General features: G+C 37.6%; 19 protein-coding genes. All 19 read left to right on the plus strand.

Annotation, left to right across the window (positions count from 1 at the left end; translation table 11 throughout):
• Position 1: 1 nt before the first annotated feature.
• The 19 genes from MKY29_RS04225 (at position 2) to MKY29_RS04315 (ending at position 26,200) form a co-directional block, all read left to right on the plus strand.
• Complete coding sequence (locus tag MKY29_RS04225; protein ID WP_090565523.1) at positions 2 to 994, plus strand: ABC transporter permease; 993 nt, start codon at positions 2 to 4, stop codon at positions 992 to 994.
• Between the two features lie 55 nt (positions 995 to 1,049).
• Positions 1,050 to 2,030, plus strand: a complete 981-nt coding sequence (locus tag MKY29_RS04230; protein ID WP_090565521.1) for an ABC transporter substrate-binding protein — start codon at positions 1,050 to 1,052, stop codon at positions 2,028 to 2,030.
• A gap of 87 nt (positions 2,031 to 2,117) precedes the next feature.
• Complete coding sequence (locus MKY29_RS04235; protein WP_340879066.1) at positions 2,118 to 3,080, plus strand: Gfo/Idh/MocA family protein; 963 nt, start codon at positions 2,118 to 2,120, stop codon at positions 3,078 to 3,080.
• Positions 3,081 to 3,098: 18 nt separating this feature from the next.
• Positions 3,099 to 3,740, plus strand: a complete 642-nt coding sequence (locus MKY29_RS04240) for a class II aldolase/adducin family protein (RefSeq protein WP_090565517.1) — start codon at positions 3,099 to 3,101, stop codon at positions 3,738 to 3,740.
• A 12-nt stretch (positions 3,741 to 3,752) separates the two neighbouring features.
• A complete protein-coding gene (locus MKY29_RS04245) occupies positions 3,753 to 5,189 on the plus strand; it encodes a rhamnulokinase (protein ID WP_340879067.1) in 1,437 nt (478 codons plus the stop codon).
• A gap of 14 nt (positions 5,190 to 5,203) precedes the next feature.
• Positions 5,204 to 6,988, plus strand: coding sequence for an L-fucose isomerase (locus tag MKY29_RS04250; protein WP_340879068.1), 1,785 nt, complete (start codon positions 5,204 to 5,206; stop codon positions 6,986 to 6,988).
• Between the two features lie 351 nt (positions 6,989 to 7,339).
• Complete coding sequence (locus MKY29_RS04255; protein ID WP_340879069.1) at positions 7,340 to 8,962, plus strand: ribulokinase; 1,623 nt, start codon at positions 7,340 to 7,342, stop codon at positions 8,960 to 8,962.
• On the plus strand, positions 8,931 to 10,979 hold the full coding sequence (locus MKY29_RS04260; protein WP_340879070.1) for a bifunctional aldolase/short-chain dehydrogenase: 2,049 nt from the start codon (positions 8,931 to 8,933) through the stop codon (positions 10,977 to 10,979). Before MKY29_RS04255 ends, MKY29_RS04260 begins: the two co-directional genes overlap by 32 nt.
• Positions 10,980 to 11,456: 477 nt before the next feature.
• On the plus strand, positions 11,457 to 12,188 hold the full coding sequence (locus tag MKY29_RS04265; RefSeq protein ID WP_445677863.1) for a (Fe-S)-binding protein: 732 nt from the start codon (positions 11,457 to 11,459) through the stop codon (positions 12,186 to 12,188).
• Positions 12,189 to 12,190: 2 nt separating this feature from the next.
• The gene (locus MKY29_RS04270) at positions 12,191 to 13,621 is read left to right on the plus strand and encodes a LutB/LldF family L-lactate oxidation iron-sulfur protein (RefSeq protein ID WP_340879071.1); all 1,431 of its coding nucleotides are present in this window, start codon (positions 12,191 to 12,193) and stop codon (positions 13,619 to 13,621) included.
• The gene (locus MKY29_RS04275; RefSeq protein WP_340879072.1) at positions 13,614 to 14,234 is read left to right on the plus strand and encodes a LutC/YkgG family protein; all 621 of its coding nucleotides are present in this window, start codon (positions 13,614 to 13,616) and stop codon (positions 14,232 to 14,234) included. Before MKY29_RS04270 ends, MKY29_RS04275 begins: the two co-directional genes overlap by 8 nt.
• A gap of 967 nt (positions 14,235 to 15,201) precedes the next feature.
• Complete coding sequence (locus MKY29_RS04280) at positions 15,202 to 17,454, plus strand: hypothetical protein (protein ID WP_340879073.1); 2,253 nt, start codon at positions 15,202 to 15,204, stop codon at positions 17,452 to 17,454.
• A 995-nt stretch (positions 17,455 to 18,449) separates the two neighbouring features.
• A complete protein-coding gene (locus MKY29_RS04285) occupies positions 18,450 to 18,971 on the plus strand; it encodes a tetratricopeptide repeat protein (protein ID WP_340879074.1) in 522 nt (173 codons plus the stop codon).
• Positions 18,968 to 20,515, plus strand: coding sequence for an O-antigen ligase family protein (locus MKY29_RS04290; RefSeq protein ID WP_340879075.1), 1,548 nt, complete (start codon positions 18,968 to 18,970; stop codon positions 20,513 to 20,515). The genes MKY29_RS04285 and MKY29_RS04290 overlap by 4 nt, the downstream gene beginning before the upstream one ends.
• Before the next feature lie 123 nt (positions 20,516 to 20,638).
• Complete coding sequence (locus tag MKY29_RS04295; protein WP_340879076.1) at positions 20,639 to 22,468, plus strand: polysaccharide biosynthesis protein; 1,830 nt, start codon at positions 20,639 to 20,641, stop codon at positions 22,466 to 22,468.
• A 36-nt stretch (positions 22,469 to 22,504) separates the two neighbouring features.
• On the plus strand, positions 22,505 to 23,086 hold the full coding sequence (locus MKY29_RS04300; RefSeq protein WP_340879077.1) for a sugar transferase: 582 nt from the start codon (positions 22,505 to 22,507) through the stop codon (positions 23,084 to 23,086).
• An 18-nt stretch (positions 23,087 to 23,104) separates the two neighbouring features.
• Positions 23,105 to 23,995 carry an NAD-dependent epimerase/dehydratase family protein gene (locus tag MKY29_RS04305; RefSeq protein ID WP_340879078.1) on the plus strand — a complete coding sequence of 297 codons (891 nt, stop codon included), beginning with the start codon at positions 23,105 to 23,107 and terminating at the stop codon, positions 23,993 to 23,995.
• Entirely contained in the window at positions 23,996 to 25,165 is a 1,170-nt protein-coding gene (locus MKY29_RS04310) for a glycosyltransferase family 4 protein (protein WP_340879079.1), read from the plus strand. It begins immediately after the preceding gene.
• Between the two features lie 15 nt (positions 25,166 to 25,180).
• A complete protein-coding gene (locus MKY29_RS04315) occupies positions 25,181 to 26,200 on the plus strand; it encodes a nucleoside-diphosphate sugar epimerase/dehydratase (RefSeq protein WP_340879080.1) in 1,020 nt (339 codons plus the stop codon).
• Position 26,201: the final 1 nt, after the last annotated feature.

The following is a 26,201-nucleotide window of genomic DNA, read 5'->3' on the forward strand; positions in this document are numbered from 1 at the left end:
AATGAACGTGGATACAATTATTGAAAAAGAGCCAGTAAAGAAAAAAGTCATACCGCCAGGTGCTATTCAACAAACTCTAGCATTTGGAAGTTTAATAGTTTTAGTTATTTTTTTCTCAATTGCATCAGATAGCTTTCTACAATGGAGCAACATGATCGGTATTTTATTATCAACTGCAGTAATTGGAATTCTTGCACTTGGTGCTACATTTGTCATTATTACAGGAGGAATTGACCTTTCAGTAGGAACAGTAATGACTTTATCCTCGGTCATTTCCGGAGTAGTCATTGTCAATGCAGGTTTACCATTGATTGTCGGTGTTTTTGCAGGTATTGCAACAGGGGCAATCTGTGGCTACCTTTGTGGGATTGCAATTACCAAGATGAAGATTCCTCCTTTTATTGCCACGCTTGCAATGATGATGATTGCAAAAGGTCTGGCACTAGTTATTTCAGGGGCAGCACCAATTTATTTCACAGACCATGCTTTATTCACAAAGATTGCACTTGGCTCAATAATTCCGGGAGTGGACATTCCAAATGCAGTTCTAATATTTTTCCTCGCTGCAATTATTGGAGCGGTCATTTTATCAAAAACTATTTTAGGACGTTATAATTTCGCGATTGGAAGCAATGAAGAAGCGACAAAACTTTCAGGTGTGAATGTGGATTTCTGGAAAGTGACTATTTATTCATTGGCAGGAGCATTTACAGGAATTGCTGGAGTTATCATGGCTTCTCGTTTAAATTCAGCCCAGCCAGCATTAGGTCAAGGCTATGAATTGGAAGCGATTGCAGCGGTTGTTATCGGTGGAACATCCCTTAGTGGAGGGAAAGGAACAATTGTTGGGACAGTAATCGGTGCACTGATTATGAGCGTTCTAACAAACGGTCTACGCATCATGTCTATCCCGCAAGAATGGCAAACGGTCGTAGTCGGCATGGTTATTATTCTAGCAGTATATATGGATATTCTCAGAAGACGCAAAGAATAACAAAGGGTCTATCGTCCAAGTGACGTTAAATATAAAAGGGAATGGGGAGAAATAAATGAAGAAAAGGTCATGGATTTTAGGAAGTATGTTAGCTGTTTCTACGATTTTAGGTGCATGTAATGCAGAGGAAGCTGATTCTAGCACAACATCAGAACCAAGTGGCGATAAACCATACGTAGCGATTGTCTCCAAAGGATTCCAGCATCAATTCTGGCAAGCAGTTAAACAAGGGGCAGAAGAAGCAGCGGAGGAATTTGATGTAGAAATTACTTTTGAAGGACCAGAAAGTGAATCACAAGTGGATAAACAAATAGAAATGCTCCGCGCGGCACTGGACAAAAAGCCAGATGCACTAGGCTTTGCAGCACTTGACTCACAAGCAGCAACGCCGTTACTAGAAGAAGCTCAAAAAAGTGAAATACCTATTATTGCATTTGACTCAGGAGTAGAAAGTGATATTCCTCTTGCAACTGCTTCTACGGATAACAAAGCAGCAGCGGCTTTAGCGGCAGACAAAATGGCTGAATTCATCGGCGAAGAAGGAAAAATTGCACTAGTTGTACATGACCAAACTTCTGTAACAGGAGTACAACGTCGTGATGGCTTTAAAGAACAAATTGAATCCAAATATCCAAATATAGAAATCGTCGACATCCAATACGGTGGTGGAGATCATCTTAAATCTACCGACCTTGCAAAAGCGATGATTCAAGCACACAGCGACTTAAAAGGGATTTTTGGTTCCAATGAAGGCTCTGCAATAGGTGTTGTAAACGCTGTACAAGAACTAAACAAATCGGGTGAACTTGTAGTTGTCGGTTTTGACTCGGGGAAACAACAAATTGACGCAATTACAAGTGGCTTAATGTCTGGAGCAGTAACACAAAATCCAGTCGGCATCGGTTACGAAACAGTAAAAGCTGCAGTAGATGCGATGAACGGAAAAGAAGTTGAAAAAACAATTGACACAGGCTTCATCTGGTACGACAAAGACAATATTGAATCAGAAGAAGTGCAAAACGCAATTTACGAATAAAACACAGCATTCCTGTTGCAAAAAGTTACTGGTGGCTTACATAGCATCAGTAACAAATTGCAACACAAAAGAAAGGAGGCTAACAAATTGAAGACATTGCGATGGGGAATTATAGGAGCTGCGAACATTGCTAAACAGCAAGTTATTCCAGCGATCATACAAACACCAAACAATGAAGTTACTGCAATAGCAAGTAGTAGTGGCAAAGCAGAATCCCTAGCTCAGCAATTCCATATTCCAAACACATTCCAGTCATACGAAGCGCTTCTCGAATCATCTGATGTGGATGCAGTGTACATAGCACTTCCGAATGCATATCACAAACAATGGGCACTTGCTGCAATCCAAGCAAACAAACATGTCCTGTGTGAAAAGCCGATTGTGCTCACTACAAAAGATTTAATAGAACTTCAACAAGCAGCCAAAAAGCATCATGTACTCCTAATGGAAGCTTTCATGTATCGTTTTCATCCGCAAATAGGAAAAGCAAAGCAATTGATAACAGAAGGAACAATTGGGGAAATACTCACGATTCGTGCCCGTTTCCATTTCACGATGGAAAATTGGGACGATGACATTCGCCTCGATCCAAATCTTGGGGGAGGGGTACTAAATGACATTGGATGTTATCCGGTAAATGTACTGAACTATTTAATAGAAGAAACTCCAAATAACATCCAAGCTTTACAGGGGAGAGCAAAAAAAGGAATCGATACACATATAGCTGTCCAACTTAGCTATCCATCCGGAATCCTTGCTCAGTTTGATGCAAGCTTTTACGGACCAATGACCCAAACTATTGATATTATCGGCACAACAGGAACGATGCAGCTCCCATTTGCTTTCAGAGTTGACCAAAACAATTACGATGGGATCATCCATTACCACTCAAACAATGAAACCCATACCGTCAAAGAAACAGGAAATGCCTATATCGAGCAGATAAAAGCATTCCACCAGGCTATCGAAAACAAAGAATCACCAACATATACACATGCACAAATGCTCCAACAAACAGAAACATTAGAACGCATCGCTAAAGCACTCTAGCAGAAAGGAAGTAACCAAATGTCTAAAGTCATTGAAGAACTAAACAAATATGCACATAAATTAGTAGACCAAGGCCTAGTAGTAGGAGCAGGCGGCAACCTCAGCATGCGAGATGGGGGTTACATGTACATCTCTCCAAGTGGCTTTGATCTCAAGGAAATAGAACCTCATCAGTGGGTGAAAGTAGACATTACAACAGGAGAAATCGAAGGCAATCTTCGCCCATCATCCGAAGTACTCATGCATTTAGAATGCTTCCGAAAAAATGAGGAAATCCAAGCAGTTCTTCATGCACATCCGACCTATTCGGTAGGCGTCTCCTCTGCTGGCAAAGACATTCCGCCTTTATTTCCAGATTTTCCAGCGATGGTCAAGAGTGTGGGTTACATCGATTACGTCATACCGACGACCAATCTACTTGCAGAAAAAGTAGCAGAACTCGTTGACAAAGATGTCATAATTATGCGTAATCACGGTGTTCTAACATTAGGGAAAACGATGAAAGAAGCATACTTTTTCATGCAACTAACGGAGGAATCCGCCAAAGTATACACTATTAGTTCCATTTTCGGTGGTCCACGAGTTTTGACTGAACAAGAATGTGAGGACCTTCGAAACCTTTCAGCAGAAAGATATCGCTCGAAATTGCTAAAGGAATAGGAGGGAATCACAATGACAACAGTACTTGCCTATGATCTCGGAGCATCTAGCGGTCGCCTAGTCGCCCAAACATATACTGGGCAAACGCTCACGATGAATGAAATACACAGGTTCCAAAACAAACCAGTCCATGAAAACAATCATTATTATTGGGACTACAGCAATCTTATAAAAGAACTAAACCAAGGTCTCAACAAAGTAACGTCACCTGCCAAATCACTAGGCATCGACACATGGGGAGTAGACTTTGGATTATTAAACAAAAACGGACAGCTAGTTTCCAAACCATTTTCATACCGAGACACGCACTCCGTCCAATATGTCCAACAAGCTACAAAACAATTACCACCCCAAACATTATTTGAACAAACCGGTAACGAAATTTCTGCCATAAACACATTATTTCAACTGATGGCGATCCAAAGTCAATACCCACAATACTTAACTGAAACTACCGACATACTTATGATGCCCAACCTACTTATGCACGCATTATCAGGCGTCAAACTGAACGAATTCACTATAGCCTCAACATCACAGCTAGTTAACAAACACAAACAATGGGACAAAAATATTCAACAAACTTTTTTCAATCAAACACTCCCATTCGCACCAATCGAAATGCCGCATCAAATGGTAGCTACGATAAAGAACCATCCTACCATCCAAATGGCTCTTGTACCAGGACATGACACAGCCTGCGCATTATCTGCACTACCAATCCAACGACCAAATGCCTTATTCATCAGTATTGGAACATGGGGGCTAATCGGAAAGGAAATAAAAGAACCAATCACAACAGCAGAAGCATTTCAGCAAAGCTTCACAAACGAAGGAACGAGCGAAGGGCAATACCGATTTCAAAAAAACGCCATGGGATTTTGGATTCTTCAAAAATGTCGAGAAGAATGGAAGCAACAAGGAATCCATTTCACATACGAACAGGAAATAAATGCTCTGCAACAAGCTAAATCATTCAACACATTCATCGACCCGGATGACGACCTATTCTTTAATCCGGTATCGATGTTGCAGGCAATCAAGAAATACTGTATGAAAACAAATCAGCAGGTTCCAATCACACCCGGTGAGCATATCCGCTGTTTCATCGAAAGCCTTGCTATAAAATACGCATACACAATCAAACAAATAGAAAAAATCACGAATACGAAAACAACCGACATTTACATCGGTGGAGGCGGGACACAAAATACAAATCTATGCCAATTTATCGCAAATGCATCGAACAAAATAGTCCATACTGGACCAACTGAAGCAAGCTCTATCGGTAACGGATTATCCCAACTGCGAGCGCTTGGAGAACTACACTCAATCGAAGATGGACGACAACTTGTCGCAAACTCTTTCGAGATGAAACAATATGAACCACAGCACAATGCCGAATGGCAAGAAGCAATCGATCGATTTCAACAACTACTACATATGTAATGGAGGAATTATTCATGACAAAAGAACGTTATATCGGAGCTTTACCGAAAATAGGAATACGTCCAACAATTGATGGTCGCAGAAGAGGAGTACGAGAATCCTTAGAAGAAACGACGATGAATATGGCAAAAAACGTAGCAAAATTCCTATCCGAAAACCTGAAATACTATAACGGGGAATCAGTAGAATGCGTCATTGCAGACACTTGTATAGGTGGGGTAGCTGAAGCAGCACAAGCAGCCGAAAAGTTTAAAAAAGAAGGAGTCGGCGTTTCACTTACTGTAACTCCTTGCTGGTGTTACGGCAGTGAAACAATGGATATGGATCCGCATCTTCCGAAAGCAGTATGGGGCTTCAACGGAACAGAACGACCGGGAGCAGTTTACCTAGCAGCCTCTCTTGCCGGGTACAACCAAAAAGGGATACCAGCATTCGGAATATACGGGCATGACGTTCAAGATGCGGGAGATCCAACTATCCCTAAAGACGTCCAAGAAAAACTTCTCCGTTTCGCAAAAGCTGGCCTTGCAGCAGCAATGTTAAAAGGAAAATCCTATCTCGCTATGGGGTCTGTCTCCATGGGAATAGCAGGAAGTATCGTAAAAGACGACTTCTTTCAGGAATACCTAGGCATGCGCAATGAGTACATCGACATGAGTGAATTTGTTCGCCGGATGGATTTAGAAATTTACGACAAAGAAGAATACGAAAAAGCACTTCAATGGGCAGACGAGAACTTAACGATAGGTGAAGACATAAACAAAGAAGAATTCAAACGTACAAATGAAGAAAAACGTAGTGACTGGGAACGGTCTATTAAAATGACGCTCATCGCTCGTGACCTTATGATTGGCAGTGACAAACTAAAAGAAATGGGCTTTGAAGAGGAAGCAAATGGTCATAATGCACTTATCGCTGGATTCCAAGGGCAGCGTCAATGGACGGACTACTTTCCGAACGGTGACTTCATGGAAACCTTCCTAAACTCATCCTTTGATTGGAATGGCAAACGCGCACCATACATTCTAGCAACAGAAAACGATAGCTTAAATGGTGTCACAATGACAATGGGCAACTTACTAACAAACACCGCACAAGTTTTTGCAGACGTGCGCACGTACTGGAGCCCAGATGCAGTAAAACGCGTAACCGGAAAAGAACTCACAGGAAAAGCTGCCAACGGAATCATCCATTTACTTAACTCGGGTTCTGCAGCACTTGATGGAACCGGTCGCCAACAAATAGATGGCAAACCTGTCATGAAACCGTTCTGGGATATTACAGACGAAGAAGTAAAAGAAACACTAGAAAACGTTCAGTTCCGTCCGGCATCAACAGAATACTTCCGAGGCGGCGGCTACTCAAGTGATTTCACAACAAAAGGCGATATGCCAGTAACAATCGCCCGCATTAACTACGTAAAAGGACTTGGGCCAGTGCTACAAATTGCTGAAGGGCACACCGTCGAACTAGAAAACGACATGCATGACACACTGGACCTACGTACAGATCCAACATGGCCAACGACTTGGTTTGTTCCAAACCTAACCGGCGAAGGTGCATTCACTGATGTTTACTCTGTCATGAACAACTGGGGAGCCAACCACTGTGCTCTCAGCTACGGTCATATCGGAGACGACCTAATAACACTTGCTTCCATCTTACGAATTCCCGTAAACATGCACAACGTCGAAGCCTCACGCATCTTCCGCCCAAGCGCATGGAACATGTTCGGCACCGACCAACCAGAAGTAGCCGACTACCAAGCATGCAAAAACTTCGGCCCGTTATATAAATAAGTTAAGTAAATAGGGTGCAGCTACAGTGTTGCTATTCATAATCAGTTTCTAACTCGCGAAGGGTCTGCTGTGGATTCTCTAGATAATACTGTATATTCTTCGTGTCTAATAGAATCTCTTAATTCTTATTAACATGTTAAGTACTACCTACGTTATTGATTGGAGTGGAAGGTGGCGACTCCGACGGGATAAGGGAGACAGATGAGACATCACATCGCGCGCGTAGCGACGGTGATGGCTCATCGCTCCCCCCGCGGAAAGCGTCCACCTGCAACGGAAATCAAGGGTTTTCGGAATTTATTTTTAATGGTTATGAATTTAACTTTTGAAAGATAGTAGAGAGGTGAAACCATGAAATATGCAATCGGCATTGACTATGGAACCGAATCAGGACGTGTAATATTAGTGAACATCGAAAACGGCGATATCGTCGCTACTAGTGTGACGTCCTACCCCCATGGCGTCATCACTGGGCATTTAAATAACCGTACTCTAGGCAAAGAAACTGCACTCCAAGTGCCACAAGACTACCTTGACGTGCTCATAAAATCAATCCCGGTGGTAACAAAAGAAATAAATCTAAACGACATTGTAGGTATCGGACTAGACTTCACATCATCCACCATCCTACCAGTCGACGAAAATCTAAACCCGCTATGCCAAACAAAAGAGCATGAAAATAACCCACATGCATACGTCAAACTGTGGAAGCACCACGAGGCAGAAGACGAAGCAAAACACCTAAACAATATTTTACAGCAGGAACAATGGATCAAGCGTTACGGTGGTACCATCTCATCGGAATGGATGATTCCTAAAGTGTTAGAAATCGCAAACGATGATCCAACACTTTTTAACCAAACTCCTCTATTCCTCGAAGCAGGGGATTGGGTCGTTTCAAAACTAACTGGAAATCTTATTCGAAACAGCTGTTCTGCAGGCTACAAAGGAGCATGGCATAAAGAAACAGGATTTATCGACAATGAAACATTACAAAAAATCAGTCCCGCCTTAAACAATATATACAAAACAAAACTACAAGGAATCGTTCAATCATCCGGCACACTCGCTGGTACATTAACAAAAGAAATGAGTAAAAAAGTTGGACTTCGTGAAGGAACTCCAGTTGCTGTAGGAATCATCGATGCTCATGCGGCACTTCCCGGAGCCGGAGTAAGTGAACCAGGCACGCTCGTCATGGTCATGGGAACGTCAACCTGTCACTTATTACTTAGCGAGAAAGAAGTGTTAGTCCCTGGTATTAGTGGTGTCGTAGAAGATGGTATACTACCAGGCTACTTTGCATACGAAGCCGGGCAGGCAGCAGTGGGGGATTTATTTGCCCACTTCCTAAAAAATTATCATACGAATTTTGAAACACTTACCGATGAAGCTAAGGCACTTCAACCCGGACAAAGTGGTCTTCTGGCACTCGATTGGCATAACGGCTGCAGAACTCCATACGTAGACACAACTTTATCGGGTGCCTTAGTTGGAGAAAAACTCTCTACAACACCAGCTGAAGTATATCGAGCATTACTTGAAGCAACTGCTTTCGGTACAAAGGTCATCATCGATTTATTTGAAAAGCACGAAATCCCTATTAACCAAGTAATCGCAACAGGTGGTATACCAAATAAAAACAACCTACTTATGCAGATTTATGCAGACATCCTGCAAAAAGAAATAACTGTTGTACAAACCGACCAAGCACCAGCATTAGGAGCAGCTATCCTAGGAGCAGTCGCAGCAGGTGCATACGACTCCTATCCGAGAGCTATCCGACATATGGCGTCCAATGAAACAATCATTTATAAACCGAACAAAGATAATGCGAACATTTACAACCAATTATTTGATATGTACAAACAGCTCAGCACATTTTTCACAGAGCAATCATCTATAATGCACGACCTAAACCACCTGAAAGGGGAGAAAAAATATGATAGAAAACCTATGGAACACATCCGATAAATCTGTACAATCCAATACATTAGAAGAACTTACTTACCGCTCGAACTTAATCGGAACAGATCGTCGTGTTTGTAACTGGGGAGGGGGAAATACCTCCTTCAAAACAATCGCAACCGATTTTCGAGGTAACGAAGTCGAAGTAATGTGGGTAAAGGGGAGCGGTTCTGACCTCGCTACAATGAAGGAGTCCAACTTCACTGCACTTCAACTAGAGCATATTCTTCCACTTCAGCACCGGGAAGATATGACTGATGAAGAAATGGTTGACTATTTAAGTCATTGCATGCTCGACAAATCGCATCCACGTGCCTCCATCGAGACACTTTTACATGCGTTTCTTCCATATAAACATGTAGACCATACACATCCCGATAGCATCATCAGTATTTGCTGTGCACCAAATGGCAGGGAAATAGCAAAGGAAATATTCGGAGACCGTTTCGTATGGGTACCTTATATACGTCCTGGTTTTCTCCTATCTAAAATGATTGCAGAAGGTGTACAAAACAATCCGAATGCTGAGTTAGTCCTAATGGAAAAACACGGTCTAGTCGTTTGGGGAGACACAGCACGAGAAAGCTATGATAAAACAATCGACATTATTAATGAAGCGAAAGTCTATATCGATCACAAATTAAAACAACATCCTGCATTCGGTGGACCATCTACAGAAACAGTAGCACAAGAAAAAAGACTTCAGACATTAAACGAAATCCTTCCATACATAAGAGGACTCGTTTCAACAAACCAAGGTCAAATCGTAACGTATGATGACTCAGACGAAGTACTGGAATTCGTCAATAGCGAACGTGCTGCCTCACTTTCCCAAGTCGGAGCAGCATGTCCAGATCATTTAGTGCACACAAAACGGGTCCCACTTTTCATAGACTGGGATGGAAATCTAGAAACGATTAAAACAAGTATTGAAACGTACAAAGCAGAATACCGAAAATACTTTGAAGCTTATGCATCCTCAGACGATAACATGTTTGACCCTTCACCTAGGGTCATACTTATCCCAGGAATCGGGATGATTAACACCGGAAAAGACAAGGCATCTACCCTTGTGAGTGGTGCACTATACCACCGAGCTATTTCTGTCATGAAAGGTTCAGATGCACTAGGTGGTTTCACATCTCTTTCTGCAGAAGAATCTTTTTCCATAGAATACTGGCCATTGGAGTTATATAAGCTTTCGCTTGCACCCAAAGAAGCCGAGTTCTCTCGAAAAGTTGCGTTCGTCACTGGAGGAGCAGGAGGAATCGGTAGTGAAACATGCCGTCTATTAGCTTCTCAAGGAGCACATGTTGTCCTAGCCGACTTAAACCTAGAAGGAGCAGAAAAAGTTGCTGCCGATATAAATGCTTCAAACGGAGAAGGCAGAGCAACAGCAGTGAAAATGGATGTAACTGATGAAGATCAAATCATTTCAGCATTCCAATTAGTGAACCGAACATATGGCGGTGTAGACATCCTAGTAAACAATGCAGGTCTTGCGACATCCAGCCCATTCGAAGAAACAACCTTAAAAGAATGGAATCTAAATATGAATGTTCTCGGAACAGGATACTTCCTCGTCTCCAGAGAAGCATTTAAAGTGATGAAAGCACAGGGGAAAGGCGGTAGCATGATTTTCATTGGCTCCAAAAACTCTATCTATGCCGGCAAAAACGCATCTGCATATAGCGCGGTCAAAGCACTAGAAGTCCACCTGGCACGCTGCATAGCTGCAGAAGGTGGCGACTTCGGAATCCGTGCCAACTCAGTATTACCAGACGCAGTCCTACAAGGCTCTGCCATCTGGGGCTCCAAATGGCGCGAAGAACGTGCAGCAGCATACGGCATCGAACCGGACGAACTAGAAAATCACTACAGAGAGCGAACCGTCCTAAAAGAAAACATCTATCCAAGAGACATCGCAGAAGCAATAGCCTACTTCGCCTCTAGCAAATCAGCCAAAACAACCGGCTGTATGCTAACCGTAGACGGAGGAGTAGCAGCAGCATTTACTCGTTGATGATATACCACTGGTGAAACAGTATTACGGTCATTTATTACTTTTAGTTGACTCTGTATTGATCTTTGCTAATTATAATTACACACACTAGACTGACCTTAACTATTATAAATTCAAGCGGATCTCGAGGGATTAACTCATTTGTCATTAATATGAATTGTAATTTCATCGTGTTTTATCTAAATGCTCTTTTTCATTATTTAATAGAATACTACTCGTTTTATTGATTGTAGTGGAAGGTGGCGACTCCAGCGGGATAAGCGAGAAAGTCGAGACCCCGCAGGGAGCATAGCGACTGAGGAGACTCGGCCTCGCCCGCGGAAAGCGTCCGCCTGCAACGAAAATCAACAGTATTACTAATTAGTGCTACTGTCTAAACAAAAAGGAGCATTCAATATAATCCAAAAAGGACCATTCAATATAAACCAAAAAGTCGCTTCCCGCAAGAAGCGGCTTTTTCAGAAAGGAAGACCACGTATGACTATACATGTCACCCTATTCTCCACCTGCCTAGTCGACCTATTCCAACCAAACGTAGGCATCGCAACCGTAGAACTACTCGAAAAACTAGGTTGTAAAATCGACTTTCCGCCAGCCCAAATATGCTGTGGTCAGCCAGCATACAATAGTGGCTATGTGCACGAAGCAAAACCAGCAATGATCCATTTACTCGAAACATTCCAACACGCCGAATACATCGTCACCCCATCTGGCTCATGCGCACTCATGCTTAAAGAATATGAACACGTCTTCCAGGATGATCCTAAATGGCACGCAATAGCCAAACAAGTCGCATCCAAAACATACGAACTAACCCAATTCATCGTCCATGTACTAGGCGTAACCAAAATAGAAACATCACTCCCAGGAACAGCTGTCTTTCATACATCCTGCCATATGACAAGACTACTCGGAGCGAAAGAAGAGCCAAAGCTTCTATTGAATAATGTAGACAACTTGACGATCCAGCCACTTACTGGGCAAAGTCAGTGTTGCGGTTTTGGTGGGACCTTCTCCGTCAAAATGGGAGATATCTCTGCTGAAATGGTGAAAGAAAAGGTGGAGCATATTAAACAAGCTAATACGGACTATTTAATAGGGGTGGACTGTGGCTGTCTCATGAATATAGGTGGGCGACTTTCCAGAGAACAACAGTCCATCGAAGTATTGCATATCGCAGAAGTACTAAACCGAGGAATGGAGGGATAACATTGCCGCTCAAAATAAAATCTGGTCCATTCAAACAACGTCTAGCTTCCGAGTTAAATAATGATTTTATGCGAAAAGCAGTTTCTAGCGCACAGGATGGACTTGGAGCAAGACGAGACTTAGCAACCGATCAACTCGGAGAATGGGAAAAATGGCGCGAAGCAGGGCAAGAAATTCGTCAGCATACCGTAAATAACCTCGCGCACTATTTAGAGCAATTCAGTGAACAAGTAACAAAAAGTGGTGGTCATGTATTCTTCGCAAAGGATGACACAGAGGCAACGAACTATATTAAACAAATCGCAAAACAAAAAAACGCTAAAAAAATTGTTAAATCTAAATCGATGGTGACAGAAGAAATTGGACTAAATGCTGCACTTGAGTCGATAGGGTGTGAAGTAGTAGAAACGGACCTAGGAGAATATATACTTCAAATCGATGATCATGACCCGCCATCGCATATCGTTGTGCCCGCATTACATAAAAAGAAAGAACAAATCCGAGACGTTTTTGTGGAAAAACTAAATTACAAAAGGTCGGCGGATCCAGAAGAACTTGCAAAGCACGCACGCTATACACTTCGAGAAAAATTCCTAGAAGCTGATTTAGGGATAACAGGCTGTAATTTTGGAGTCGCAGAAAGCGGATCAATCTGCCTCGTTACAAATGAAGGAAACGCTCGCTTAGTCACGACTATTCCTAAAACCCAAATAACAGTCATGGGTATGGAGCGGCTAGTACCCACTTTCGAAGACTTAGACGTCATGGTGTCTTTACTAACAAGAGCCTCAGTAGGTCAAAGAATCACAAGCTATGTAACGCTACTCACAGGACCTAAAAAGCAAGAGGAAGTCGATGGACCAGAGGAGCTACATATCGTTATCGTAGACAATGGTCGCTCCAAAATTCTAGGTACTGATTTTCAAGAAATTCTCCAGTGCATTCGCTGCGGAGCATGTTTAAATGTTTGCCCGGTATATCGTCATATCGGCGGTCATGCATATGGCTCTATCTATCCAGGGCCAGTTGGTGCGGTACTCACTCCGCTACTCGATGGCTACGAGGATCACAAAGAACTACCATACGCATCAACACTTTGTGGGGCATGTACAGATGTTTGTCCAGTGAAAATTCCATTGCATAGCCTACTACTTAAACATCGCCAAGTCATAGTAGAAACAGAAGGGAAAGCACCTATTAGTGAACGCCTTATGATGAAAGCGTTTGGTTTCGGTGCATCTACAAACTCTGTTTATACAGGGGGCTCTAAAATGGCCGCAGTTAGTCTCAAAATGCTACTAAAAAACAAACAAACTATATCAAATGGTCCTGGTCTTTTAAAAGAATGGACGAATAGTCGGGACTTCCCCACACCAAAACAAAGTCGTTTCCGGGACTGGATGAAAGAACGGGAGGGAACGAAGGGTGACTAAACTACAAAGAAACAAAGTAGAACTACCTATTTCAAGTGTTTATAGCGCACTCAAAACAAATTCTTTGAAACAAGTATTCATTGAATCTGCCAAGCTTATCCGAGCAGATATAATAGAAACAACACAAACAAACCTTATCGAAACCTTAACTGAACTAACAAAAGATATACCATCAGAAAAAGTACTTTCTTCTATAGAAAGAGGAAACCCAGATTTAGATGAATGGCTCCAAGCCAATACAACACCTTGGAACCCAGCACTCGGCTCCCAAAATATCCAAAATGCAGAACAAGCAACAATCGGACTCTCCTATTGTGATCATGCATTAGCTGAATCCGGCACAGTCGTCCTGCTTAACGAACATAACAAAGGAAGATCTGTCAGCCTATTACCGGAAATCCATATCGTACTAATCCCAACAAATTCTATTATTCCAAGATTACAGGAAAGCATGAGATCCTTAAGTGAACGTATTAAACAAGGAGAACCTTTTCCGACCTGTATTAATTATATTACCGGTCCAAGCAACTCGGCTGATATCGAAAGTTATTTAGTAGTAGGAGTTCATGGACCAATACAAACTATATACGTTCTAATTGATAAAGATATCTAAATAAATAGATTTTTAACAACGAGATTACCATCATTGGATTCTGTAACCTAACTTTAATGGGCAAAAATGTTTAAACAATTCTACTGTAGTTCCTTCTATTCAACACTCGATACTTTTCTACTAATGAAAAGGTGGATAAAAACATGCTGAGATAAAAACATGCTGAGATAAAATCATGCTAAATAGCTAAAGGAATATATCAAATGGTGCTGGCATGTGTATCTGATTTTATCATTACCGGTGGAGGAGTCATGAACCAAACCCATCTTTTACCGAAAATATAACGAAACATATTAAAAATTTCAATAATTCCACACATTATCTAGCACTTGCAAACTTAGAGAAGACAATCACAGCGCTAGCGTTAGTAGGTAATGCCAGTTTAATAGGAGGACTAATATTTGCAAGACAAATAAAAAAGAGGCTTTGATCATTAGATCAAAGCCCCGATAAAATAAGAAAAGAAGCATCCGATGTTCAGATGCTTCTTTTCTTGAGCGATAAAACGAAGGAAGTAGAAGGCTGCACACTAATGAATGTACAAACAAGTTTACGGCGTTACACATCTATAAGTAACCTTCTATACAGTACATCATAACACATATTAAATAAAATGCACGCAATAAATTCAATAAAACTAAAAAAAATTTAAAAGTTTTTAATGTGAATATACTTTGATAAAAGAAAGGAAATCTATTAACCTAAAAAATAGTAAAAATTATTCAGAAAAAAAACTAGCGTTATTGGATACATTACTGTAATATGGAATATGTAATAGTGTCCTTGGTGCTTCCAAAATGTCATCTTCGAAAAAAACTGGAAATCTTTTAGGATTTTTAGTTGATTTTAGCATATGAGTTTTGTATACTCATATATTAGTTAGGGTGACGATATTGGACGCGATCAGCGACCGGCATTACACACTACAAAAAATTGCACCACACAAGCGAAGGGAGATCACAAGTTTATGAAGAAAAAAGCTATCAAAATTGCAGCTTCAACTGCAGTAGCAGCTTCAGCATTCGTTGCAGCAGCACCAGCACAACAAGCTGACGCAGCAACAAATGTAAACCAATTAGTAACAGACGCACAAAATGCAGGTACAGTATTAAAATGGGCTATCTCAGTAGAAGGTTCTGCTAACTACGTAACACGTCCATACGATCAATACAATGCTGCTAAAAAAGCAATCGCAGCAGCAGAAGCAGCAGCAAAAAAAGCTTCTGCATCTGAAAAATTAAGCATTGCAGCTAAACTTGTTGAACCAAAATTACAAGTTAAACGCGCACAAGCTTACATCGATGCAATCACTTCAAGTGAAAAAATTAAAGAATTAACAGCTGCTCTTGAGGCTGCTATCAAAACAAATGACATCGAGAAAGTTGAAGCGGCTTACCACACAGCAACTGCTGAGTACCGTAAACAAGCTAAACTTCTTGACCGTGTATATGGTCAGTCTACTCGTGACGGCATCCGTAACGCAGTTAAACCAGCTATTGAGAAATTAGTTGCTGACGTTAAAAATGACGTTACTGTTAGTATGTTAGCAAAAGCAGCAGCTGCTGACATCAAAGCTGGTAAATTAGTTGACGCTGCTAAAAAATTAGCTGATGCTCAAGCTATTCTTGATGCAAACGTTCTTAAATGGGAAACTTCATTACAAAAATCAGTAGATGATGTTGCAACATCATTACCTTTAACAGTACTTTCAGCTACTCGTGTAAATGATAATACAGTAGAAGTGAAATTAAACAAAGCTGTTACAGCTATCGAATCTTCAGAATTTACTTTTGATAATGGATTAGCAGTAACAAGTGCTTCTCTAGCTAAAGACGGTAAAACAGTAACATTATCAACTACTAAACAAGAAGCTGGAAAAACTTATACTTTAACTTATAAAGGTACTAAAGTTTCTTTCACAACTCCTGCTTCATCTGTTATTTCTAACGTTGCTGTAGATGGTTCAGCTGTAAGAAGTGAACTTGGGAAAAATGTTCCTTTAGTTGCAAGTTTCAAACAAACAAATGGTCAACCTTCACAATCAACAGTGAATGTTCTAGTACCTGCAAACTTAACTGCTGTTTCAATCCAAGGTACTACACCTTCTTCAGTAGGATCTGAAACTATCGACGGTGTAGCATACACTGTATATTCAGCAACTCCAAATACTAGTGGTCAAGTAAGTGTTGTAGTATCTGCTGGAAACGCAGCAACTACTCAAACTGGTAAAGTAGAATTCCGTAAAATGTTTAATGGTCAAGCTGAAGAATCTAAAAAGACTGGAACATTATACTTCTATGAAGTGCCTGCTTCAGCTTCATTAGTAGATGCTGAATTAACTTATGTTGATGCTGCAAATAACTATTTTGTTGCAAACAATAAAAAATACTTGATTAAAACTGGTGACACTTTATTTAATGAAAGTTCTCTACCATTAACTGTAGATAGCTTTAAAACTTTCTTAAATATTGGAGATAAAGTTACTGGCACATATAACAAAACAACTGCATCAGATCTACGTATTGTATTTAATAAAGTAGTATCTGACTTAGAATTCAGTGAAAAATTCTTTGTTACTGGCAAAGAAAATTCAACAGATTCATTCCGTACAGATGATGATACTATTGCTTTAGAAGGTTTAGGTAACGCTGGTTACGATCTTCATGTATACAAAATCGTTGGTACTTCACGTGTATTCTTAGGGAAAACAACTGTTTCATCTAATGGTACTTGGAGCTATGTAACAAACGTAGATCAAAATACTATTACTAAATTTGAAGCTGTTCAAAAACCAGTTGGCGTAGCAGTTGAAACAACTGATGTTGGTGAATTCTTAAATGTTACTGAAGGTGCTTTCTCTATTGGTGCTATTACTAATACAGCAACATCAAATGATTCAGTACTAATGGGAGATACTGTAGTATTCAATTCTAAACCTTTATTTAATGGGGTTGTAGATTCTACAAAAGTAGCTAACAATGCGACTATTACTGTAGTTGATGGAGACGGAACTAAAGCTACATTCACTAACAATACAAACTTAACTAAATTTACTGCTGGTACAACTGGATTTAATGTAACTTTCGGTTATGTTGAAGGTGCTGCTGGCGGAGATAATAAATTAAGTGGTGTATTAACTGTTATTGATGTTAAAGGTGTAACTAATGCATATGGCGTTAAATTTACTCCTGAAGCTGATGACAAAATTGTAAACTACTAATTTAATCATTAGTTTGAAAATAAGACCCTTTAGAGCTAGTTTCTAAAGGGTCTTTTTTTGTAATGTAAGGAAAAAATGTAGCTTAACTCTACGTTCATGCTATATTCTTTAAAAGGATACTACTTCAAAGGGTATTATATTACGAATATTTCATGCTAAGCAGAATCATCCATGTAAGTTATTATTGAATATGTAAATAAGGTTAAACGGGGTGTTTTGTACGTTTTTTCTTATTAGATGAGAAAGGATAGATAATGTACCTTATACATTGGATTTATGAGACTGGATTAAATAATTAGAACTGTTAATTTCCATTTCCTATGCACACCCACTACTTTTAACAATATAATGTGTTGTACTCAATGATATGATTACAATAATCTATATCTTAGTGAATAATAGGAATCAAAGTTAATATATAGTAATAAAAGGGCCAGTTGAATTTGAGTACTATTCAGTAATGAAAGAAGAAGAAAGTTAATATTCATTTATAGTAGTAAAAATTAAGAGAAATAGTAATTTTTACTTAAAAAGCAGTTGAAAAAGTTAACGATATAATCTTCTAGATTTTCTTTTATGCTTTGGATAACCTATTTTCTCTAGATATCTAAAAAACAACGAACCTGTACCTAAGAGTTGAATGTGTTGACAGACAGACAAACGCCATAAAATCACCCAAAAAATAATATTGATTGTAAAGAAGATCACAACCAATATCATTAAAAGTTTAGCATGGTATAGCAAAATATTTGTCTAAAACTCTTCAAAAACGATAAGGTTTTGACGATAAAGGACAGGACATCTCCTTTGACCAGTTTTTCTCATAAAATAAAAATTTCTGTAGAATTTAATTGTGGAAATGGAATATTAAATCTAATAAAAGAAGATAAAACAGGGCCGTAGATTCTCTGCACTTCTATGAATTCTGTCGAAACTAAACATATTATATGGTATAATTTTAAAGATATATGTCGTATTGAGGAGATATTGGAATAATGATTAATCAAAAAAATTTTTTTTCAAAAGAAAAACGGGATTATACTAATTACTTCATTGCTGGTTTTATATTGTTGATTGCAGCTACCCTAGTTTTCATACAAAATGAAGCTCAAAATCAAAATAACAAATTACAAAGAGACTTCTTATTGTACCAGGAAACAAATACATATCTTCAAAAAGGTGAGACAGAGCCAATCATAGAACCATTAAGTAAATTACATGAAACATACAATATGGATTTCAATATTTCTTATGGACTTGCCTTTTCATATTTAAATAACGGTAATTATGAAGCGGCACTACCTATGTATACTAAAAGTATGGATCTAAACCCATTTTTAGTTGAAAATGAAGATTTTATGTATCAATACGCCCTAGTATTATCATATAACGAACAATATGAAGATGCAATTACAGTAATTAATCAATTGCTGACACTTCCGATTGATGAGTCTTTTAAGGCAGAGGTAACCAAATTAAAAGATTCTTTAAGTAATAAGAAAGGATCGACAACATGAGCAAATTGAATGTAAGCAGAATATCAATTAAGAGAGATGAGCTAGAAGATAGAGCTTCTATAGAAAAAATTGATCGAATAATATTTTGGGCTTTTATAACTGCATTGGCACTAATTCCAATATTAATTGGTGCAAAAGCAAAATTGTTTGTTAGTCCATTAATTTCTGGTTCAGGAATTACGAGTACTGGTTATCAATTAGATTTCTTTACTTATTTTAAGCTTATTTTGTTATTAATAATATCAATAGCTACTTTAGTATTATTGCTTTATAAAATATATTTTTTAAATTACAAACTAAAACTAAACGTATTAACGTTTTCACTTGTTGCTTTTATTGTTGCTCTAACACTTTCTGTAGTTTTTGCAGAGTACAAGTCTATTGCCCTTTGGGGAATGTATAACCGCCATGATGGAGCTATTACATTTATCTCCTATATAGTTTTAATGATTGTTGCATTAAATATAACTTACCCAAAAAATGCATTAAATAAGTTGGTATACACCTTATACCCGTTTATTTGGATAAATATGTTTATAGCGATTCTTAATTTATATGGAATTAATATTTTGCAAAATTCAAGAATAGAAAAATTGTTTACTTTATTTTTAATGGATGGGATAACCCTTAGTGAGGGGGCAGTTTTAACAGGGACTCTGAATCAATGGAATTACATGAGTGGGTACTCGGCAGTTATGGCAACTATCTTTTTAACTTTAACTCTATTTCATGGTTCGGTTAAATCTAAAGTGGTTAATCTTCTTACTGCTTTAGCAGCATTTTTGACTATACTTGCTTCAATTTCAACAAGTGGATTTATCACTTTAATCATAATGATGTTACTAGTAATCATTATAATTTTTATGAAGAAAAACAAAAAGGAATCGATTATATGGCTAGGAATTTTTATCATTCTAACTACCATTTCAACAGGGGTTCTTGCAAAACAAAATCAAAAAGTATGGGACGAGTCATTAGGTTTCTTTATAAAAACTAATCCTTTTGTAGAACTTGAGGGAACTTTAGAAGATTTAAGTTTTAAAAATTACAAAGTTTCAGCTGCAGATGTTAAGTTAGAATTACCAACATTAACTGAAAGGTATTATTCTGCTGGGTCCGGACGAACGTATATTTGGTCAAACGTTTTAGAATTAATTAAAGAAAAGCCCATTTTAGGTTATGGCCTAGATACTTTGACATACCATTTTCCGCAGAATGATATTAACAAGAGGTCTGGAATATATGATGAAAATACTTTAATTGACAAGCCACATAACTTATATCTTGGAATTATGTATGGTACCGGATTATTTGGTTTAATTAGTTTCATACTAATACTTTCAACTTATACGCTCAAGCTATTGAAGAATGTAATAAAAAGCAAAGGTTCCCCTATAATATTGGCTTTCTTTTTGGGTTGGGGAGCATTTCTCATTCAAGCTATATTCAACGACACTGTAATTGGGGCAACAATTGTGCCATTATTAACAATATCAATTATATATGCAATAACAGATAGTAATTCCCACAAGGTAATATCTTAAACGAAAAAACGCTTGATTTATGTGACTCTCCTATATTTTAATTTATATTGCAATAAGCAAGGTCATTGGCTCAATAATCAGTTAAAGATTGTATTTTAAATACAAAAAAGTAGGAGGGAAATAATGGGGTATAGACAAAGAATTGCTGCATTTATAGTATTAGATTCCATCATTGTACTGACAGCTATTTTCTTTAGTTATTTTTTATTACATCCAACACTGACGGTTTATTCACTACCAACTTTAATACTAAGCGCAATTACGTTGCTTATTTCGCATCACATTGCGGCTTATTATTTCCATTTATATGATCGTATTTGGAGTGTTGCATCTGTAAGTGAATTGCTAACCATTGTGTGTTCAGTGACAATTTCTGTTGGTACTGCAAGTTTGATACAGTATGCAGTACAAAAAGACATATATTTCCGAGTAATGGCCGTTACGTGGATGATACATATTATTGCTATTGGAGGGTCTCGATTTACACTTCGAGTTTTTGGAGAGCAAAAAATGCAAAGCGGGCACCAACAAAAATATCGATCGATTATTGTCGGTGCAGGCCAAGCTGGAATAGTTCTAGCAAAACAGATGCGACAATCAATAAATTCGGATCTTATTCCTATAGCTTTTGTCGACGATGATCCAAATAAACAAAAACTTAAAATGTTAGATATTCCTGTTAGAGGAACTGTAGAGGATATTCCCGAGATAGTACAATCCCTTGCTATAGACCATATAATTATAGCAATTCCTTCTTTAACCAAAAAAGATATACAAGAAATTTTTGAACATTGTTCAAAAACAAAGGCGAAAGTAAGAATAATGCCAAGTATTGAAGCTGTGATGACTGGCAAACTTTCTGTAAGTGAAATGAGAGAAGTGAAGATTGAGGATTTACTTGGTCGTGAAGAGGTAGAGCTTGATATGAGAGCGATACGTGAAAAGCTTACTGGGAAAAAGATATTAGTAACAGGAGCTGGTGGATCGATAGGTTCCGAGATTTGCAGGCAAGTTGCTTGTTTTAATCCAAGTCAACTTATACTGCTTGGACATGGAGAAAACTCCATCTATCATATTGTTAACGAACTTCGACAAAATGTTTCAGAAGGAACTGAAGTTATTCCAATTATTGCTGATGTTCAAGATCGGGATAGAATATTTGAAGTTATTCAACAATACAAACCAGATGTGATATATCATGCAGCAGCACATAAACATGTTCCATTAATGGAAACTAATCCAATGGAAGCTGTTAAGAATAATGTATTTGGAACAAAGAATGTTGCAGAAGCAGCAGATACTTTCGAAGTTGGGCATTTTGTTTTAATTTCGACGGATAAAGCTGTCAATCCACCAAACGTGATGGGGGCTACAAAACGTTTTGCAGAAATGATTGTGCAAAACCTTGCTAAAGATAGTAAGACCAAATTTGCAGCGGTTCGTTTTGGGAATGTACTTGGATCTAGAGGAAGTGTAGTACCGTTATTTAAGAAACAAATAGCAGCTGGTGGTCCGGTTACCATTACAGACAAGCGAATGACCAGGTACTTTATGACTATCCCAGAAGCCTCTAGACTTGTTATTCAAGCTGGTACCCTAGCAAATGGTGGAGAGATTTTTGTATTAGATATGGGGGAACCTGTGAAAATTTATGATCTTGCTACTAATCTTATTAAACTTTCCGGATATTCAGTGGAGGATATTAAAATAATTGAGACAGGTATTAGAACCGGAGAGAAATTATATGAAGAGTTGATGAATGATAGCGAAAGGCAGAGCGAGGTTGTATTTCCTAAGATATATATTGGAAAGGCTACACCAATTACTAATCATGAGTTACTGTACCTACTGGAAAAAATTACAACACTATCACTGAACGAATTAAAAAAAACATTATTAGAAGTAGCAAATAAGAAGAATGTTGAGTTTGATAGTTCTAGAATGACTTATTAATGCTGGAAGAGATTTGTTGGTAAAAGGGTGAATTATTTGTACAAATATAATAAGAGAACAATTGATATATTACTTTCTGGGTTAGGGATAGTAGTTCTATCTCCTATATTTCTGCTAATAGCCTTATTAATAAAAACAGATTCGAAAGGAACTGTTTTTTTTAAACAAAAAAGAGTGGGAAAAAATAAGTCCCATTTCTACATTTTAAAGTTTAGAACGATGAAAATTGAAACACCTAGTGATACACCTACTCATTTACTAGGAGATGCAACATCTCATATAACTCAAATAGGAAGATTTTTAAGGAAATCAAGCTTAGATGAATTACCACAATTGATAAACATTTTTAAAGGTGATATGAGTATAGTAGGACCACGTCCAGCTCTTTGGAATCAGTATGATTTGATAGATGAAAGAGAAAAGTACAATGCAAATGAAGTTCATCCTGGGTTAACAGGTCTTGCACAGATAAGTGGAAGGGACGAATTACCAATTTCATTGAAAGCAAAACTCGATGGTGAATATGTACTAAAAAAAAGCTTGTACTTAGACTTAGTAATATTTACTAAAACTATCTTTAGTGTATTAAAATCAGATGGCGTAAAAGAAGGTAATTAGAAAAGAAGGTGATAATGAATGTTATATATAACGGGTATAACTGGCCATACAGGAGAGTGGTTGTTAAAACGTCTGATAAAGGAGAACTATCAAGGATTAATAAAATGTGTGGTCCGTAAAGACAGTGATACAACTTTAATTGATCAATCTGGGTTAAATATTGAAAAGTTGTATGGTGACTTAAATGATATTCATTTCTTAACGGATTCAATGAAAAATGTAGAAACTGTAATTCATATATCGTCAATTTTGTATTCACCTAAAGTACTAGAATCCGCAATAAAGAATAATGTTAATTGGGCTATTTTAGTACATACAACTGGACGTTATTCCAAATATAAAAGTGCTTCTGAAGAATATATTAAAATAGAAGATAGTTTGTTAGAAATGAAAGATAAAATAAATTTAACTGTTTTAAGACCAACAATGATTTATGGCTCTTCAGCAGATAGAAACATGATTAAATTAATAGATTTTTTATACCGTTTTAAATTCTTTCCTCTATTTGGAAAAGGAGAAAACTTGATGCAACCTGTCCATGCGAAAGACTTAGGTAATGCATATTATGATGTTTTAATGAATAAAGAAGCAACTATGAATCAAAATTATAATTTAGCGGGGAAAGAGCCTATAAGCTATAAAACTTTGATAAATATAGTATCTTCTAAACTACATAAGAAAACAGTTCTAATATCTATACCACTTGGGTTCTCAATTTTTTTAGCAAAAGTTTATAATAAAATTACTTCTAAAGCACTAATTTCCGAAGAACAAGTCCTGCGAATGCAGGAAGACAAAGCTTTTCCGTATGATAAGGCGACAAAAGATTTCGGATACAATCCAATAGATTATGAAAACGGAATAGATGAAGAAATAAAACTGTATTTAAAGAGTAAAGGGAAGGTGTAAATGAAGATTTTAATCGTCTGTCAGTATTTCTATCCAGAGCGTTTTCGAGTAAATGATATTAGTTTTGAATTAGTTAAACAGGGTCATGATGTTACAGTTCTAACGGGTCTTCCTAACTATCCTGATGGAGTTGTTAAAAAGGAGTATAAGGCAATACGCTATGAAGATATAAACGGTGTCAAAGTGTATCGGTCGTGGTTAATAGGAAGAGGGAAATCTAATAAGACACTCTTTTTAAATTATATTAGTTTTGCAATTTCATCATCTTTAAGAGTGTTAAAGCTAAATGGAGAATATGACAAGATTATCGTTTATCAATTATCTCCAGTATCTATGGCTATTCCTGGTATTATAGCTAAGAAAAAATTTAAGAAGTCTTTAATAATTTATGCTCATGATTTGTGGCCAGAAAGTATTGTGTCTGGTGGGATACAGACAAAAGGTATAGTCTATAAAATTGTTAAACGAATAAGTAAAGCAATCTATAATCAAGCAGATGAAATATGGTTAAGTTCAAAAATGTTTGAAAACTATTTCAATGATTATTTAAAAATTGATAAACCAATGAAGCATTTGCCAGTCTATGCTGAAGACTTATTCGGAACAATTCCTCCAAGGGAAAATGATGGAAATACTAATCTTCTCTTTGCAGGTAACATTGGTGAGATGCAAAGTGTAGAAACTATTCTTTTTGCAGCGAATGAATTAAAACATAGAAATGATATTTTCTTTCACATTGTAGGAGATGGTTCTTCAAAAACGAAGTGCGAAAATATAAAAAGAAATTTAGAATTAAATAACGTAGTATTTTTTGGAAGTCATCCTATTGAAAGAATGCCATATTATTATGCAATGGCAGATGCATTCTTAATTACCCTAAAAAATAACAAATCAATCTCGTACACACTTCCTAATAAAGTACAGTCATATATGGCTGCAGGTAAGCCGATATTAGGTTCCATTAATGGAGAGACTGCACAGGTAATAGCAGATGCAAATTGTGGATTTACTGTGAATGCTGAAGATTATAAAAAACTAGCAAATGTTATAGAAAAGTTTACAAATATAAATAATAAAGATGAATTAAACCTGAATTCTAAGAAGTATTACGATGAAAATTATTCTAAAGAAAAATATTTCTGGAATTTATCTCAAATATTAAAAAGTTAAATGGAGATGTCTAAAATGTTCAAAAATAAAACCTTGCTAATAACCGGAGGAACTGGATCCTTTGGGAATGCTGTAATGGATAGGTTCTTAGATACAGATATTAAAGAAATTCGTATTTTTTCACGCGATGAGAAGAAACAAGATGATATGCGTAAGTTATATAATAATGAAAAATTAAAATTTTATATAGGTGATGTAAGAGATTTAGCTAGTGTTAAGTATGCAATGAATGAAGTAGACTATGTTTTTCATGCTGCCGCTCTCAAGCAGGTTCCATCATGTGAATTTTTTCCTATGGAGGCTGTTAAGACAAATGTAATTGGAACTGAAAATGTATTAAATGCTTCTATTGAATTTGGAGTGAAAAAAGTAATTTGCCTCTCAACAGATAAAGCGGCATATCCAATCAATGCTATGGGTATTTCAAAAGCCATGATGGAAAAGGTGGTTGTTGCTAAAGCCAAAACGGTTTCTCCCGAAAAAACCCTTATCTGTTGTACTAGATATGGTAATGTTATGGCTTCTCGGGGATCGGTAATTCCATTATTTGTGGAACAAATCAAATCAGGCAACCCTTTAACTGTCACTGATCCTAAAATGACTCGTTTTCTAATGAGTTTAGAAGAAGCAGTCGAATTAGTTATTTTTGCATTTCAACATGCTAATGCAGGTGACATTATGGTGCAAAAATCGCCAGCATCTACTATCGAGGACTTGGCAAAAGCAGTTAAAGAAATATTTAATGCAAATAATGAAATTAATATTATTGGAACGAGACATGGTGAAAAACTATTTGAAACATTACTAACCAAAGAAGAGTATATTATTGCTCAAGATTTTGAAAAATATTATCGAGTGAAAGCAGATAAACGCGATTTAAACTATGACAAATATTTTGTAGAGGGAAGTGAAAAACTTTCCGTTGGTGATGAATACAACTCACATAACACACAACGATTAAATCTTCAGCAAACCAAAGCTAAACTTCTCGAATTAAACTACATAAAGAACGAACTAGAGGTTTGGGGGAAATAAA

The organism is Psychrobacillus sp. FSL K6-2365 (assembly GCF_038003165.1).
GTDB lineage: Bacteria > Bacillota > Bacilli > Bacillales_A > Planococcaceae > Psychrobacillus > Psychrobacillus psychrodurans.